General features: G+C 68.1%; 13 protein-coding genes and 1 pseudogene. 9 read left to right on the top strand and 5 right to left on the bottom strand.

From position 1 onward, the window contains the following. The first annotated feature begins 48 nt into the window (after positions 1-48). Positions 49-1,170: an ADP-ribosylglycohydrolase family protein gene (locus tag OG507_RS17010; RefSeq protein WP_327368037.1), complete on the top strand. Its 1,122-nt coding sequence runs from the start codon at positions 49-51 to the stop codon at positions 1,168-1,170. Between the two features lie 78 nt (positions 1,171-1,248). On the opposite strand, the gene OG507_RS17005 is transcribed toward OG507_RS17010, so the two are convergent. Further along, positions 1,249-2,823: a sodium:solute symporter family protein gene (locus tag OG507_RS17005; protein ID WP_327368036.1), complete on the bottom strand. Its 1,575-nt coding sequence runs from the start codon at positions 2,821-2,823 to the stop codon at positions 1,249-1,251. Positions 2,824-3,340: 517 nt separating this feature from the next. Here OG507_RS17005 and OG507_RS17000 point away from each other — a divergent pair. The 3 genes and pseudogenes from OG507_RS17000 to OG507_RS16990 all read left to right on the top strand — a co-directional run bounded on the left by OG507_RS17000 (position 3,341) and on the right by OG507_RS16990 (position 5,482). Further along, a complete protein-coding gene (locus OG507_RS17000) occupies positions 3,341-4,480 on the top strand; it encodes an RNA-guided endonuclease InsQ/TnpB family protein (protein ID WP_442810990.1) in 1,140 nt (379 codons plus the stop codon). Between the two features lie 198 nt (positions 4,481-4,678). Further along, positions 4,679-4,930 (top strand): annotated as a pseudogene (locus OG507_RS16995) (hypothetical protein); the annotation flags it as partial. Between the two features lie 147 nt (positions 4,931-5,077). Further along, on the top strand, positions 5,078-5,482 hold the full coding sequence (locus OG507_RS16990; RefSeq protein ID WP_327368035.1) for a hypothetical protein: 405 nt from the start codon (positions 5,078-5,080) through the stop codon (positions 5,480-5,482). 44 nt (positions 5,483-5,526) lie between these two features. On the opposite strand, the gene OG507_RS16985 is transcribed toward OG507_RS16990, so the two are convergent. Beyond that, positions 5,527-5,664: a hypothetical protein gene (locus OG507_RS16985; RefSeq protein ID WP_327368034.1), complete on the bottom strand. Its 138-nt coding sequence runs from the start codon at positions 5,662-5,664 to the stop codon at positions 5,527-5,529. An 84-nt stretch (positions 5,665-5,748) separates the two neighbouring features. Here OG507_RS16985 and OG507_RS16980 point away from each other — a divergent pair, with 84 nt between their 5' ends. After that, positions 5,749-7,842 (top strand): tetratricopeptide repeat protein, encoded by a 2,094-nt coding sequence (locus OG507_RS16980; protein ID WP_327368033.1) that lies wholly within the window; start codon positions 5,749-5,751, stop codon positions 7,840-7,842. A 96-nt stretch (positions 7,843-7,938) separates the two neighbouring features. Here OG507_RS16980 and OG507_RS16975 read toward each other — a convergent pair whose 3' ends face one another. The 3 genes from OG507_RS16975 to OG507_RS16965 all read right to left on the bottom strand — a co-directional run bounded on the left by OG507_RS16975 (position 7,939) and on the right by OG507_RS16965 (position 10,156). After that, positions 7,939-8,142, bottom strand: coding sequence for a DUF397 domain-containing protein (locus OG507_RS16975; RefSeq protein ID WP_327368032.1), 204 nt, complete (start codon positions 8,140-8,142; stop codon positions 7,939-7,941). Positions 8,143-8,340: 198 nt separating this feature from the next. Next, positions 8,341-9,198 carry a helix-turn-helix domain-containing protein gene (locus tag OG507_RS16970; protein ID WP_327368031.1) on the bottom strand — a complete coding sequence of 286 codons (858 nt, stop codon included), beginning with the start codon at positions 9,196-9,198 and terminating at the stop codon, positions 8,341-8,343. A 235-nt stretch (positions 9,199-9,433) separates the two neighbouring features. Continuing rightward, positions 9,434-10,156: a GOLPH3/VPS74 family protein gene (locus tag OG507_RS16965; protein ID WP_327368030.1), complete on the bottom strand. Its 723-nt coding sequence runs from the start codon at positions 10,154-10,156 to the stop codon at positions 9,434-9,436. A gap of 164 nt (positions 10,157-10,320) precedes the next feature. On the opposite strand from OG507_RS16965, the gene OG507_RS16960 reads away from it, so the two are divergent. The 4 genes from OG507_RS16960 to OG507_RS16945 all read left to right on the top strand — a co-directional run bounded on the left by OG507_RS16960 (position 10,321) and on the right by OG507_RS16945 (position 16,158). Further along, positions 10,321-12,657: a serine hydrolase gene (locus OG507_RS16960; RefSeq protein WP_442810989.1), complete on the top strand. Its 2,337-nt coding sequence runs from the start codon at positions 10,321-10,323 to the stop codon at positions 12,655-12,657. A 281-nt stretch (positions 12,658-12,938) separates the two neighbouring features. Then, positions 12,939-14,756 (top strand): MFS transporter, encoded by a 1,818-nt coding sequence (locus tag OG507_RS16955; RefSeq protein ID WP_327368029.1) that lies wholly within the window; start codon positions 12,939-12,941, stop codon positions 14,754-14,756. 129 nt (positions 14,757-14,885) lie between these two features. Then, positions 14,886-15,761 carry an adhesin gene (locus tag OG507_RS16950; protein WP_327368028.1) on the top strand — a complete coding sequence of 292 codons (876 nt, stop codon included), beginning with the start codon at positions 14,886-14,888 and terminating at the stop codon, positions 15,759-15,761. 115 nt (positions 15,762-15,876) lie between these two features. After that, positions 15,877-16,158: a hypothetical protein gene (locus OG507_RS16945; protein WP_327368027.1), complete on the top strand. Its 282-nt coding sequence runs from the start codon at positions 15,877-15,879 to the stop codon at positions 16,156-16,158. The last annotated feature ends 45 nt before the right edge of the window (positions 16,159-16,203 follow it).

Here is a 16,203-nt window from a genome sequence, read left to right as displayed (position 1 = left end):
TGCGCAGTCGGAGGCGGGCGGGCGGACGGGTCGACGGGGAGGGGCGCGGTGAGTACGGGGACCACAGCTGTCTGGGGCCGTGCCGAGCAGCAGGACTTCCGCAGCCGGGTGCGTGGTGCTCTGCTGGGCGGGGCCATCGGTGACGCGCTCGGGGCGGGGGTCGACGGGCTCACGCTCGAAGAGATCCGGGCGGCCCACGGCACCGACGCCGTCACCGACTTCGTGCCCGCGCACGGCGGACGCGGCGCCGTCACCGCCGTCACCCAGCTCAATCTGTTCACCGTCGACGGACTGATCCGCGCCCAGGTCCGCCGCGACACCGGTGCCTGGCACCCGCCCACCGATGTGCACCGGGCCCATCTGCGGTGGGCGGCCACCCAGCGCGACTGGGGGCCCGACGAGCGCCGCACGGATGACGGCTGGCTCGCCCGGCAGGAGTGGCTCTACGCCCGCCGCGCCCCCACCCGGGAGTGTCTGACGGGGTTCGGGGACGCCACGATGGGCACCCTCGACAAGCCCAAGAACCCCACCGCGCGCGACTCGTCGGCCCTCACCCGGTCCGCGCCGTTCGGGCTGCTCGTCGGATGGGAGCCCCAGCTCGTCCTGCAACTGGCCGTCGAGTGCGCCTCCCAGACCCACGGCCACCCCGCCGCCCTGCTCTCCGCGGGCGCCCTCGCCGTCATGGTGCACGGGCTGGCCCGCGGCGAGACCCTGGACGGCTCCGTCCAGCACGCCCTGGCCCTGCTCGTGGAGCGCCCGGGGCACGAACCGGTGACCGGGGCGCTGATGCAGGCCCTCGGCACCGTACGCCAGGGCATTCCGGGACCGGCCCTGATCGAGTCGCTGGGCGCCACGGACGCCGCCGAGGAGGTGCTCGCCGTCGCCGTGTACTGCGCCCTGGTCGGCGAGGACGTACGGCACGGTCTGCGGCTGGCCGTCAACCACGGCGGGCCCTCCGCGGCCACCGGAGCGCTGTGCGGGGCGCTGCTCGGCACACTGCACGGCGAGACCGCGCTGCCGCCGGCCTGGCTCGCCGAACTTGAGGGCCGGGCGACCCTCCTGGAACTCGCCGACGACTTCGCGATGGAGATGACCCAGGGCCCCGCCCTGCACGGCCCGTCGGCCGCGGCGCCGGGCTGGCTGACCCGCTACCCGCGCGGCGGGCAGTGAGCAGGGAGGGGCGGGGTACGGATGCCGCCGCGTCCGTACCCCGCCCCTCGCCGTAAACACCCTCTACAACCGCGGATGTCAGTCCTTCAGGCCCTCCGCGACCGCGGCATCCCCGGAACCGGCCTGGGCCGGAACCATCGCCCCGGCATCCGAGCCGCCGTCGCCGTCCGTGTTGATCTGCTCGATGATCGCGTCGCGCTCCGGGGTGTCCTCCGGCTTGATGAAGCCGATCACGATGTAGAGGATCAGCGAGATCGCCAGCGGCAGCGCCACCTGGTACTGCAGCGCGACGTCCGTCTTCACCGAACCGTCGAAGTTGTAGTTGGTGAAGTAGAACGCCAGCAGACCCGCCGCCCAGCTGACGAGCGCCGCCGTCGGACCCGACTTACGGAACCTGCGCAGCAGGCCCAGCATGAACGGGATCGCGATCGGACCCATCAGACCGGCCACCCACTTGATGACGACGGAGATGATGTCCTTGAACGTCGGCGAGTTGATCTGGGTGGCCAGCGCCATCGACAGACCGAGGAAGCCGAGCGTGGACAGCCGCGCCGCCAGCAGCCCCGCCCGGCTGCCCCAGGTGCGTGCCGCCTTGGAGAGGACGGGGGCGATGTCCCGGGTGAAGACCGCCGCGATGGCGTTGGCGTCCGAGGAGCACATGGCCATCGTGTGCGAGAAGAAGCCGACGACGACCAGGCCCAGCAGACCGTGCGGCAGCAGCTGCTCGGTCATCAGGGCGTAGCTGTCGGACGCGTCCGGCTTCTGCGCCTGGACCAGCAGCGGGGCGCACCACATCGGGAAGAACAGGACGGTGGGCCAGACCAGCCACAGCACCGCGGAGAGCCGGGCCGAACGCTTCGCGGCGGCGGGGGACTCCGTGGCCATGTAGCGCTGGGCCTGGTTCCACATGCCGCCGTTGTACTCGAAGGTCTTGATGAAGAGGTACGCGAGCAGGAAGGTCACGGTGTACGGACCGGCCGTCGGGTCCGTGTGGCCCTCGGGCAGCTTGTCCCAGACCGTCCACAGGGTGCTGACGCCGTCCAGCTCGGCCATCGCCGTGACGAGCATCGCGACACCGGCGAAGAGCTGGATGACGAACTGCCCCAGCTCCGTGAGCGCGTCGGCCCACAGACCGCCGACCGTGCAGTAGACGGCGGTGATGCAGCCGGTGATGAAGATGCCCTGGGTGATCGAGATGCCGGTGAAGACGGAGAGCAGGGTGGCGATGGCCGCCCACTTGGCGCCGACGTCCACGATCTTCAGCAGCAGACCGGACCAGGCGAGCGCCTGCTGGGTCGGGATGTTGTAGCGGTTCTTCAGATATTCGAGCGGGGACGCGACATGCAGCCGCGAGCGCAGCCGGTTGAGCCGGGGCGCGAAGAGCTGGGAGCCGATGCCGATGCCGATGGCGATCGGCAGCGACCAGGTCACGAAGGACGTGACGCCGTACTGGTACGCGATACCGGCGTAACCGGTGAACATCACCGCGCTGTAGCCGGACATGTGGTGCGAGATGCCCGACAGCCACCACGGCATCTTGCCGCCGGCCGTGAAGAAGTCGCTGACGTTGTCCACACGCTTGTGGGACCAGATACCGATCGCGATCATCACGCCGAAGTAGCCGATGAGCACGACCCAGTCGAGACTGTTCATGTGTCCCCTCCGGGGGTCCGCCTTGTGAACGGGTACGCACTTCGTCAGTACGGCCGCTCAGCGGTGCCCCCGTGCGGGAGCGGGGACTTCGGGGATTGAACCGCCAGTCCGGGCCTTCGGTCAAGGTTTTTGGCGATCAGAGATGTGAACATCGATCAGCAAGTCGAACGTTTTTACTTGTTATTGACCAACGCGGGCGTTGTCGTGAACGTGACGACAGCCACACGATGGGCGGGCACTTCGTCAGGCTGTGCAGAACATCAGGAGTACCGAGGAGCGCAGAAAGACCGCACGGGATGCGGGTCCCGTGCGGCCGAGAAGGAGGAGCCGCTTCGTCAGCGCGCTGGCGCGCCAGCACGCGCATGCCCTTCTTGGGGGTATGCCGGAAGTGTGCAGGCGAGCAGGTTGTGACGTTTTATGGTCACGATGAAGCGCGGCTCGATTTATGAGACGGCGATGTCGACCAGTTCCGATCTTGTCGCACGGGTCGTCGAGTCTCAGTCGTACGGTCGTGCGTGTGCAGCTTCGCTATTCGTTTCGAATCGAGCCGAGTCCTGGTCAACGCAAGGCGTTGGGCCAGGCGTTCGGCTGTGCGCGGGTGGTGTTCAACGACTGTCTGCGGGCCCGAAAGCAGGCCCATGAGCAGAGCCTGCCGTATCCGACGTCGGCAGAGCTGTCGAAGCGGTACATCACCGAGGCGAAGAAGACCCCTGAGCGGTCGTGGCTCGGGGAGGTGTCGTCGGTTGTGCTGCAGCAGTCGTTGCGGGATCTGGACGCGGCGTACCGGGGTTTCTTCGGAAGTATCAAGGGCGCCCGAAGGGGGCCGAAGGCCGGCGAGCCGCGGTTCAAGTCGAAACGTGACAGCCGCCAATCCGTGCGGTTCACAGCGAACGCCCGGTGGTCGATCACGGCGGACGGGAAGCTGAACCTGCCGAAGATCGGCCCGGTGCGGGTGCGCTGGTCCCGGACCCTGCCGTCGGTCCCGTCGACGGTGACGGTGGTCAAGGACGCTGCCGACCGGTACTGGGCCAGCTTCGTCGTGGAGACCGACCCGGCGGACGAGGTCCTGCCCCCGCTCGACCGTGACCAGGGCATTGACCTGGGGCTGACGCACTTTGCGGTCATGGCGGACGGCTCCCGCGTACGGTCGCCCCGGTTTCTGCGCCGGGCGGAGAAGAAACTCAAACGCGAGCAGCGGAGCCTGTCGCGGAAGAAGAAGGGGTCGAAGAACCGGAACAAGCAGCGGGTCAAGGTTGCGCGGGCTCACGCCAAGGTGGTCGACGCGCGCCGGGACTTTCACCACAAGCTGTCCACGAAGCTGATACGCGAGAACCAAGCGGTCAGTGTGGAGAGCCTGGGTGTGAAGGGCCTGGCTCGTACGCGGCTGTCGAAGTCCGTGCACGACGCGGGCTGGTCGGCGTTCGTGACCATGCTGGAGTACAAGGCGTCCCGGTACGGGCGCACTCTGACCAAGGTCGACCGGGCGTTCCCGTCCTCGCAGATCTGCTCGGCCTGCGGACACCGCGACGGCCCGAAGCCGTTGCACGTCCGTGTCTGGATGTGCTCCGCGTGTGGTGCCCGGCATGACCGGGACCACAACGCGGGCCAGAACATCAGGGACGAAGGGCGGCGCATCCGCGCCGCAACAACAGGCTGAACCATCCACCCCCGGGCCGGGGGCCTCACGCTGGTAACGACGTGAGTACACGCCTGCGGAGCACAGGTAAGACCAGGACTTGTCCCGGCACAGTGCACAACCCCCACCCCCATGGGTGGGAAAGAACCAGGAACCCACCTCAAGGCGATCCGTTCGCACGGACACCAGAGAGAGAATCCCCCAGACTCATGCGGGGGAGGAGGTCAAGACGACCACATGAAGTGGACCGTCGGGATCAATAAGCGGCTGTACAAGGACGACCAGGCCTACCAGGGCCGCACCCATGCCTTCACAGCCTTCCAGGGGCAGGAGGCCCCGCGGGACTGCTGGGCCGAGCGCTTCACCGGGTTCGAAGCGGTGGTCGCGGAATCCGGCCTGGGGCGGGTGGAGCTGGTGGCGCTGTTCCTCCCGACCGTGCCCCGCACCGATTTCCATGTCGATCGGCTGCGCCGACTTCGACAATGCGTTTGGCTCTGTCGTGCCGGACCACGCCCGACGGTGGGCCCACCTGACAGCGCAAACCGCCGCACCTATTGTGGGCGTTCGACCCAGGTGCTGACGGGTACCGGCGGAGTGGGGGCGTAGATGGAAGCACAGATGATCGAGCTGGCGCGGGCTGCAGGAACCGCTGTGGTCACGCTCATGGCCACCGATGCGTGGGAGAGGACACGGGAGGGGATTGTTGCTCTGTGGCGACGGGCCAGCCCGGCGCGTGCCGAGGGGGTCCTCAACGAACTGGATGCAGCTCGGGATGATCTGCTCACGGCCAGGGAAACCGGCGACGAACTGACGGAGCAGGAGCTTCGCGAGGCGTGGACGGGCCGTGTCCGACGCCTTCTCAGCGAAAGGCCCGAGGTGGCCTCGGACTTGCGTCAGATTTTGTCGGAACTTGATCCCGAACTGCGGGACGGTGCGCCGCGCACGGTGCGGATGCGTGCCGAAGCGTCTGGTAGCGGCCGTGTTTACCAGGCAGGCCGCGACCAGCACATCACCGAACGGTGAGCGGGGCCGAAAAGGGCGCAGAGCATCTGGTGCAGGGGCGGGCATCAGGCCAGGGCCGCGTATACCAGACGACCGGCGACCAGTACATAACTGAACACCACCACCATCACCTTCCGGGCCAGAGCGCGTCCCTCTTCGGGCCGTCCATGCAGCGAACGGTGGTGCGGGCGCAGCCCAGTCATCGGTTCGACTGGCCGGCCCCGGATTCGGTGCGCACTCCGCTGGTCGGTCGGACTCCTCTGGTCCTTCGGGACCGGAAGGACCTCGTGAGCAGACTGATGGGCGCCGTTCAGAATGAGAGCGGAGGAATTCACGTCCTTTACGGGCTGGGTGGCTGTGGCAAGACGGCTGTGGCCCAGGGCGTCTTCAACGCAGTCACGCGCCAGGACGGCCGCATAGGCTTGTGGGTCAACGCCTCCGAACGAGCCACCCTCCGAGCAGGAATGCTTGCAGTGGCCGCCGACCGTGGTGCTGAGTCGTACGAGCTTGCTGCTGCGTATGACGGACAGCGCGCGTCGGCTGACCTTGTCTGGCATTACCTGCACTGCTCGTCGCAGCCGTGGGTCCTGGTTCTGGACAATGCGGATGACCCTGCAGCCCTCGAAGAAGGCACGTGGCTGAGGCCGAGTTCGCAAGGCACTGTCATCGTGACCACCCGCCAGGCCAGCTCACATGTATGGAATGGAGCAGAGCTGCACCGCGTGGGCGTACTGCCTGTGGAAGATGCGGCATTGGTGCTGCGCGATCTGGCTCCTGCGGCCGGCACCCTGGAAGAGGCCGAAACCGTGGCCCGAAGACTCGATTGCCTCCCGCTTGCACTGACCTTGGCCGGATCCTTCCTGTCCCGTCAACTTCTGGAGAGTTGGTCCATGAGCGATTACCGGCGGCACTTGGACAGCAACCCGACCGAACTCATTGACCGAGGAGTGGCGCCAGGGAGCTCGGAGAAGAATGCGCGGCAACTCGTGGGCCGGACGTGGGAGATTACGCTGAGAGCTCTCGCCGAAGAAGGATTTCCCGAGTGCGTTTCGTTGCTACGTCTGCTGTCCTGTTGGAGCTCTGACCCGGTTCCGCTTTCGCTGCTGCTTCCCTCGTCTGTCGATGCCGCCGGTCTGAGCGCCTTCGATCCGCCACTGTCTGGGCATCGGATCGAGATGGCGCTCCGCGGCCTACTGGATCATTCGATGGTTTCGCTCGTCGAGTCGGAGGAGAGCGGCGAGGTAGTGCGGTGTATCAAGACGCATGGCGTTCTTCTCGACAGCGTGGCGGCTGCGGCGCCGAAGGATCAGTGGCCGCTCCTGGTCGAGGCGGCAGCGCGTCTGCTCGGCGGTGAGATCCCTTCCGAGACGCGCGGAGCGCAGACGGTAGGCCGTGTTCGGCGACTCGTCCCGCATGCGGCGAACCTGCTTCGCCGCGTGGAGGATGCAGCCACAGGCCTCAATGCGGTCGGGGTCACAACTCTCGTGGCCAAGCACGTTTTTGAGAGCGGAGACTACCAAGCCTCCCTCTCCTTGGCTCAGGCCGCCGCGGAGACGGCGCAGACGCACCTGGGCTCGGATCATCCACTGACATTCCGTGCGGAGCATCGCGCTGCCGTGGCCCTGTTCAGGCTCGGCCGCTTCGAGGAGTCCGAGACCCTGCACCGGAGAGTTCTTGACGGGCGGGAAAGGGTGCTCGGGGCGCAGCACGCAGAAACAATGGAGAGTCGCCAGGACATCCATGAGCCGCTCGCCCAACTGGGAAGAGTGGAGGATTGTATTGCGATTCTGAGGGAGACGGAGGGAATTCGCAGCAGAGTTCTTGGTAACACCCATCCGGACACGCTCTACGTTCGAGCGCTTCTCGTCGAATATTTGGCTGTTGCCAATCTCGTCGAGGAATTCGACAGAATGGGGCCGGCAACTGTGGCAGTCTGTGAGGAGATTCTCGGATGTGACTCCCTGGTCACCGTGACTGGGCGCCACAATCTCGCCTACGGTCTCTATCATTTCGGTAGGTACGAGCAGGCTGAGCCGATTGCCCGAAGGGCCTTGTCGGACCGTGAACGTGTGCACGGCGCTGCTCACCCACTGACTCTCTCGGCCACGGTCCTCCTGAGCTGGATCCTTGCTGAGCGGGGATTGCTGGAGGAGTCCATTTCGTTCGGGCGTCTTGCGGTGGCCGGCCAGGAGCGGGCTCTCGGGCCCGAGCACCCCTATCTGCTCTCGAATCGAGCGGGACTGGCTGCTTCGCTCGCGGCCTTCGGCCAATTGACCGAGGCGCAGGCGCTTGCACGGCTCAATCTGCCGTTGTGTGAGCGCGTGCTGGGGGCAGAGAGTTCCGTCACGACGAAGACCCGCAGCCTGCTGGTTGACCAGTAGGCGGGCAACCAGCCCTCTCGGCCAGGACGGCGGGCCAGTCGAGAGGGCTTGACTCAGGCTGCGGCTCACGTGATCGGCTGGCCGCTCCGTTCAGCTTCAGTGCTGAGTGGTCCGGCTGACGTCCAAGAGGAACATCGACCACGTCGTCGCGGTGAAGTCGAGGACTCCGCAGCGCGGATCCTTCGAATCGCGAACCGCTACGGCGTGGTGCCCCGTTGCCTTGACCTCTACGCAATCCCCATTTACGGCGGAGTATGAGGACTTGGTCCATTCCGTCAGCGCGTCATGCCGAATCAGCATATTGACTCCGATGGTTGTGCCAGGTGTTGGGCCTAGTGTGCCCAGCCGCTGCGCTCAGCGGCTCTACGGGCGACGCTACGCCGCAACATCACCGGAGGTGAGTGGCGTTCACTCATACGGATGGCAGATCTCTTTGAGGCCTTCCCGGCTGGGGTTGCGTACGTGTACTGTCCGTCCTTCCGCGCCGGGGTGGATCGCTCATGTGCCGCAGCTTTCAGCTGCTCCGAGGATGAACTCGCGGGATTTCTCGGCGCTCAGTGCCTTGGCTCGCAGGTGCTCGTACATCACGGCGTAGCTCTGAACGTCGTTCGCCTTCTCCAGGTACAGGTCGCTCGTGACGCCCTCAAGGTAAACGACACTTGCGTCCATGGCTTCCTGGAACTCAAGGATGGCGAACTTTCCGTACATGCCCGGATGTGCTCCGACGGCATATGGCAAGACCTGCAGCGTCACGTGCGGCAGTTCACTCAACTCTGCCAGGTGCGACAGCTGGTCAGTCATGATCTGCGGATTGCCCACGACGCGACGCAGTAGCGCTTCATCGATCACTGCCCAGAAGCGGAGTGGGTTGACCGGATCGGTAAGGCGATCCTGGCGCTTGAGGCGGATCTGGATGCGCTTGTTGATCTCGCTGGGCGTGGCCTCGGGCCACATCCCCTCGATGACCGCTTGTGCGTACTCCCGTGTCTGCAGCAGGCCGGGAACGATCAGTGACTCGTATACACGGAGCGAAGCTGCGTCGGTCTCCAGACCGATGTAGACGCTGTACGGGATGTCGCCGAAGGCATGCCACCAGCCCTGCTGGCGGGAGTCCTTGGCCATCTGCATGAGCGAGTCGACGATCCGGTGGTCCTCGACCTCGTACACCCCGCAGAGATCGCGTACATCGCGCTGGCTGATGGAACGGCGGCCGTTCTCGAGGCGGCTGATCTTCGACTGCGAGACCAGCAGCCGCTCCGCCACCTCCTCGGCCGTCATACCCTTGAGCTCGCGCAGTCGGCGCAATTCCTGGCCCAACCGGCGTCGCCTGACGGTGGGATTGACGTTGGACGGCACGGAAACGGCACCTCCGGCTATGTAGCTGTGTGTATCTACTGCTGAGCAGATTGCCACCCCTGCCCCCGGCCGCGCTGGGAAATGACCACACGCAGACGCGCGGGGCAGCCGTGATTCCGGCTGCCCCGCGCTTGGTGCGGCTCCCGAACCGGGTCATGGGGACGACGGTGCGGCGGGTATTCGGTTGGTACTGCGGTGTTGCGGTGCTGCGGTGCGTGTGGCGACGGGTGCGGTCCTAGTGGACCGCGGTGTGCGCCATGCTGCCGCGGCGTGACTGCGACTGCACTTGCGGTTGCAACGGCACTCCGGCCGCCTGGTTACGGCGCGGCTGTGCGACCGCCCCGTTCTGGACGTCCATCACGGCGTGCGCCACGAGTCCGCCCATCGGGTCGTGTCTGATCAGGTCCCGGAGCCGGGAGCGCGATGAACGCCCCTCGTTCCCGGGGTACAGGTGCTTGCCGAGTCCGACCGCATGGGCCAGCGCGGCAAGCGCCGCGGTCCGCGGGTCCGGCGGTACGCCGGTGCGGATCGCACTGTCCAGCCTGGCTCTGATGTCCCGGCTGATTGCCGTGTCCGTCGCCTGGTAGCGAGTCGTCGGCAGCACTCCGCACATCTGGCCCGCCACGGCATGCACCATGCCGCACCGCTCCAGATGAGCGAGGTAGATCTGGCGAAGCCCCAGCCGGGGTCCGCCGATCCAGTGGACCGCCCGAACCGGGCTGCCGCGACGGCGCAGCAGTTCCAGTGCGGAGTCCAGAGTCGGATCTCCTGTCGGCCGTGGCATCACCACGGCGATACGATCCCCGTCAGGGGCTATCCGTCCTGCCAGAGCCAGCTCCACTAGCTGAGCTCCGGCGAGGCCGAGGTCGAGCGACTGCGGCTGCGCTGTGGTACCCGTGGCCGGGTCCAGAGCGAGCAGCAGAAGCTCCTCCGGAATTGTTCTGCGGCTCCTGCCCATCCATGCCTCCCCGCGTGGATGAATGACAGGGTGACCCCTCTCACATTGGTCTGTCGAGAGTGCCTGGGTGCTTTGTATGGGAACCAGTAAGTATGTCGTTCTCGTCTAGCAGCCGGGCCGGTGGTTCACACAGGACACTGGTAGATGGTTCGGACAGCGCGGGGATGTCCCCGCGCCGCATGGAGGAGGCATCGGTGGCGGGCGAGTCCCCCGACAAGTCGAAGCAGCAGAAGTCGTCGGGAACGGCTCGGAGCGAGAGCGATCCGCGGCTTGCCGTCTTCCGTGAACCGTCAGCCGGGGACGAGACCGGCGGCGGGACGGACACGGCGACGGCCGTCTTCCGGACGCGGCCGTCCGGGCCGTCCGGGGATGGCGAGGGCGCCGGAGAGGACGCCGGAACCGTCGAGTCCGGCGAGAGCCCGGAGCAGCCTGAGGGCTCCGGGGCCCAGGAGGGCTCCGTGGACGCGGAGGGCGCTCGGGGTGCCGAGAGGGCTGGGGAGGTCGCCGAGGGCCCGGAGGAGGCCTCTGAGACCTCCGATGAGTCCTCCGAGCCCGAGGCCGCCGAGTCCTCGGAGGACGCGGAGCCCGCGGAGGCCTCGGACGTCGTCGATGCTGCTGAGGGTGCCGAGCCCTCGGAGAGCACGGACGTTGCCGAGTCCTCGGAGGGCGAGGACGTCGCCGAGCCCGCCGATGCTGCCGTGCCCGAGGAAGGCGACACGCGGCTGCGGGCGGCGGTTGCTGCGTGGGTCGGCAAGGGGGACGGCGCGAAGGACGGCGCCTCCGAGGACGCCGACGTCGTTGCGGAGGGTGACGCGCCTGAGCCGGCAGCTCCGGCCGCTCCCGTCGCTGAGGTCTCGGACAAGGCGACCACCTCGGATGAATCGGATGAAGCCGACGAGGCTGATGAGGCTGATGAAGCCGACGAGGTCGATGAAGCCGACGCCAAGCGCACCGAAGAACGCCCGGTTGATCAGCCGACCGCCGTCTTCAGGGCCCCCGTGGTCAAGGTCGACCAGCCGACGACCGCGCTGAAGATCGTCCCGCCCGTCCCTAAGCCCGAGTCCGCCGCGGAGCGGACCAGCAAGTTCGTACCGCTGCGCGGGGAGGACGCCCCGCCGGCACCGGCACCGGCACAGGCGCCCGCACCCCGCAAGCCGCAGATGCCGACCGCGCTCTCCGGTGCCGAGCGGACCACGCAGCAGCCGATGCCGCCCAAGCCGCCGCTCGATCTGCTCGCCGAGCTGACGAACACGCCCCCGCCGCCGCAGACGCCGGTCCGCACCGCCGTCCGCCGGGTCAAGATCTGGACCCCGCTGGTCCTGCTCCTGTTGATCGTCTTTGCGATCGCGCAGGCGGTGCGTCCGCTCCCGGAGCCCGAGCTGGGCCTGTCGGCGCAGTCGACGTACACCTTCAAGGGCACTGACCTGGACCTCGCCTGGCCGGAGCAGGGGCAGTCGGCGGTGAGCGTGGACGGCGTCGGTTCGCTCGGTTCCGCCGGGGCGCAGAAGCCCGCGCCCATCGCCAGCGTCGCCAAGGTCATGACGGCGTACGTGATCCTCAAGGAGCACCCCCTCACCGGCAAGGAGGAGGGCGAGAAGATCACCGTCGACCAGCAGGCGGAGGACGAGTCCAAGCGCGAGGACGAGTCGACGGCGCCGATCACGAAGGGCCAGCAGTTCACCCAGAAGCAGCTGCTCCAGCTGCTGATGATCCCGTCCGGGAACAACGCGGCGCGCCTGTTCGCCCGCTGGGACTCCGCGTCCGAGGAAGAGTTCGTCGCGAAGATGAACGACGCCGCCAAGGACCTCGGCATGACCGGCACCACGTACACGGACCCGAGCGGTCTGGAGAAGAGCACCGTCTCCACCGCCCAGGACCAGCTCAAGCTGGCCAAGGCGGTCATGCAGAACGATGTGTTCCGGGAGATCGTCGACACCCCGGAGATAAAGATCCCGGGTATCGACCAGACGATCTACAACAACAACACCATCCTGTTGCAGCCGGGCGTGAGCGGCATCAAGACCGGCTCGTCCACCCCCGCGGGCGGCAACCTGCTCTGGTCCGCGAACACGGTTGTCGACGGGAAGAAGCTCTGGATCTACGGCGCCGTCATGGGCCAGCAGGCGGGCACCGGCCAGCCGTACGACAGCCTCGTGATGTCGCTGGACAACAGCCTCAAGCTGATCAAGGGCGCCCAGAAGGCCGTCACCTCGGCCACGGTCGTGAAGAAGGGCGACGTCGTCGGGTACGTGGACGACGGACTCGGCAGCCGGACACCGGTGGTCGCCACCCGCGACCTGAAGGCGAAGGGCTGGTCGGGCCTCGATGTCGAGCTGTCCATGACGGACAACGGCAAGGAGATCCCGCACAGCGCGGCGGCAGGCACCGAGGTGGGCGTGGTGACCGTGGGCACGGGGCCCGGCAAGGTCAGCGCCCCGGTGGCACTGCAGCAGGACCTGAAGGCTCCCGGGTTCGGCCAGAAGCTGACCCGGATCGCCTGACCCGGATCAAGCGCCTGAAAGACCTGTGCCCCGCAGCGCGTACCGCGCCGCGGGGCACAGTCCGTCCGCCCACCTGCCCACCGACTCGATGATCTTGAACGCCCATTGCCGGGCACATCGGGGAACATCCCGCTTCAGGGACCTTTCGGATCAGGGCAAAAAGCCGCGTGCTAGCGTCCCGGAAGCAACGTGTGGACCCCGGGACGCGTCTTCCGGCCAAGAGGCCCGTGCAGTACATCGTCGGTTCCGACGCGTCCGGGCGAGGACGGGGGAGAGTCGCAGTGACCACTGCTGAGCCCACACGGGCGAAGCGCAGCACCGCCCGCACGTACTCGGCCGAGGATTCCGGACGGGCCCCCGCGCCGGGGGAGGGCAACCGGGCCGGCCGTTTCCAGGAGCGCTGCCGCCGCCACCCGGTCCTGCTGACGACCGCGGTCGCCGCGGCCGCCCACCTGCTCTGGTTCTTCTTCTTCGCGAACAGCGGCGGCGACCTCGCCGCCCAGGACGCCTGGGCGGAATTCGTCGGCCGGCACCCCGGGACCGCGTACAACCTCGCCTGGTACGGGGGCATGCACCCCGTCTCGTACAGCGTCGTCTCGCCGTATCTGATGTCGATGCTCGGCGTGCGTACGACGATGATGATCGCCGGTACCGTGTCGGCGGCGCTGACCGCGCTGATCCTGGTACGGGTCCGGGCCGTCCGTAATCCGCTCGCCTGCTCGCTCGCCGGGGCGTTCGCGTACCTGTGCAACGCGCTGTCCGGGCGGGTGACGTTCGGGCTCGGCATGATGTTCGCGGTGGGGGCGGCCGCAGCGGTGTTCTGCTGGCCCCACCGGTGGCGGTACAAGCGCTGGGCGAAGGCGGCCGTCGCCGCCCCGCTCGCCGGGCTCGCGACGGCGAGCAGCCCCGTGGCCGGACTGTTCCTGGGCGTGGTCGCCGCCGCGCTCTTCCTGAACAAGCGGCGCCCCGGGGCGTACGCGCTGGGCCTGGCCCCGGTCGTGGTCGTGGCGCTGTCCTCGTGGCTGTTCCCGTTCTCCGGCACGCAGCCGATGTCGATCGCGACCCTGTCGCTGCCGTTCCTCTTCGCGGTGCTCGTCTTCGTACTCGTACCGCGCGACTGGAAGACGGTCCGCACCGCGGCCGCCGTGTACGGCGTCGGGACGCTGCTGACCTATGTGGTCGACTCGCAGATCGGCTCGAACGTCACCCGGATGGCGATGCTGTTCGCCGGTGTGGTGCTGCTCGCCGCACTGCCGTACACGGAGCCGCGCTCCCGCCGCTGGTACGCGCTCGTTCTCGCGTTCGCCGGGCTGAACTTCTGGATCGGTTTCAAGGGCGTCGACGACATCGTCCGGACCGCCCCCACCGCCTCCTGGACACGTGAGCTGGCCCCGCTCGTCAATGAGCTGCAGGAGGTCGGCGCCGAGCGCGGCAGGGTCGAGGTCGTGCCCGCGAGCAGCCACCGGGAGGCGTCCGCGCTCGCGCCGTACGTCAATCTGGCCCGCGGCTGGAACCGGCAGGCGGACATGGAGCGCAACCCGCTCTTCTACGACGACACCCTGGACAGCGCCAATTACCGGCAGTGGCTCGACCGCTGGGCCGTGCACTACGTGGTGCTGCCCAGCGGGACGCCGGACTCCACCGGCGCCATGCAGGAGGCGGAGCTGGTCGATGGGGGGCTGTCGTATCTGAAGCTCGTCTGGTCGGACGCCAACTGGCGGCTCTTCGAGGTCGACAGCCCGGTGCCGCTGGCCGATCCGCCGGCCACGGTGGACCAGGCCGGTGCGGGCGAGCTGACCATCCATGTGAAGAAGGCCGGCCGGATCCTGATCCGTATCCCGTACTCGCGCTGGCTCGCCCTGGTCGACGAGGAGGGCAAGAGCGTGGAGCGGCCGCAGGAGACCGAGGCGTCCAAGCGGCGCGAGGACGAGAACAGTCCGCGTACGTATCTCAACACCAACGGCTGCCTCATCAAGGTCGAGGAGGACGGCGACGGCGACGAGTGGACGGAACTGCTCGCGCCGCGGCCGGGCGTCTACCGGCTGGCCGCGCCCTATCAGCTGTCACCCGGCACACCGTGCCCGGAGGAGCTGCGCTGAACCCGCCCGCTGCCGCGGGGCGGGGGCCGATCGTGCGCGATCCCTCCCTCCGGGCGCGATGCCCTGGCATGGTGTGCTGCCATGAGGTGCCAACGGTGCGGTGGTGAACGGCGGGGTGCGCTACCGGGAATGGTCTGTCCGGACTGCGGCTCGGTGACCCGCGCGAATGGCCCGGGCGGCCCGGACGGTTCCTGGATCGTTCGCGAGACGCTCGCGGGCCGGATATCCACGCTGTCCCGCAACCGAAAGGCGTTGCTGCTGGCGGGAGTCGTGGCGCTGACCGGTTCGCTGGTCGCGGCCGTCACACTCCTGGCATCGGCGGGCGGCGCGGGCAGCCGTACGGAGGCGGTGGGCCGCACGGGCGTGGCACCGGACGACATCAGGGGCGGCGCGCCCACCCGGATCGGCCCCTCGGGCACCGAGATCCCGGAGCCGTCACCCGTCAACACCCCGTCCCCGTCCCGTACCGCCGGATCGCCGTCGGGGAACGACCGCTACCGGTACACGGCATGGGCCGGGCCCGGCTGCACCACCGGCGAGTACCGCGAGCACGGCCGCTACGAGAACGGCGACGACGGCTGGTACACGGTCGACTCGGGCGGCTACCACGGCAGTTCGTGCGACGGCCGGTTCAGCGCCGTCCCCATGTCCGGCAGCCCGGACCAGGACCGGGGCAACACCGCCACGTGGTCCTGGCACCTGGGTGACGGCTACCGGGAGTGCGCGCTGACCGTCTTCGTACCGAGCAGCGCCCACGACCGTGATGTCGCCGGTGACCCCACCTTCTACCGGCTGCTCTTCGACCCCGACGACGCGGACTCCGCCTACCGGGGCTTTGCCGTACGCCAGAGCGCGCACCGGGGCAGCCAGGTGGCGGTGGGCAGTTACCCGGTCAAGGGCGACATCTTTGCCGTGCGGCTGATCGACCGGGGGCGGGACTGGGGCGACGAGGAGCGGGTGGGCGCGCATCACGCGGCGGCGCAGCTGATGGTCTCCTGCCGCTGACGGGCGGTCCGGGCCTGTACGGCGGTCCGGGCCTGTGTGGCGGGCCGCGCCCGTGCGGTGGTCCGGTGCCCGGAAACCGGCACCGCGGGGCCGACTCCCCGTCCATAGTGGGTGTATGAGCCTGACCACAGACGGAGAGCCACCCGGCCCTGTGCGGTTCTACCTCGCGTGCGACCGCCGCGGCTGCCCGGCACGGGCCGTGTTCGACCTGGTCATCGCGGAGCCGCCGCCGGACATCGAGACCGACCTGTTCGGCCATGTGCTGCACAGCGCGACGGTTGCCTCGCCGTACATCGCGGAGCGCGGCTGGATATTCATCCAGCAGGAGGGCTACTGGTGCCCGAACTGCGCCTCGCCGGGCCGGCGTCCGTGGTCGAAGGACGTCACGTCGTCCTGAACCCGGGCGGACTGGGACGGACTGGGGCGGGCCGGGGTGGAGACC

Source organism: Streptomyces sp. NBC_01217 (assembly GCF_035994185.1).
In the GTDB taxonomy this organism is placed as follows: domain Bacteria; phylum Actinomycetota; class Actinomycetes; order Streptomycetales; family Streptomycetaceae; genus Streptomyces.
The sequence above is the reverse complement of the archived record's forward strand: the minus strand, read 5'-3'. Positions and strand labels throughout refer to the sequence as shown.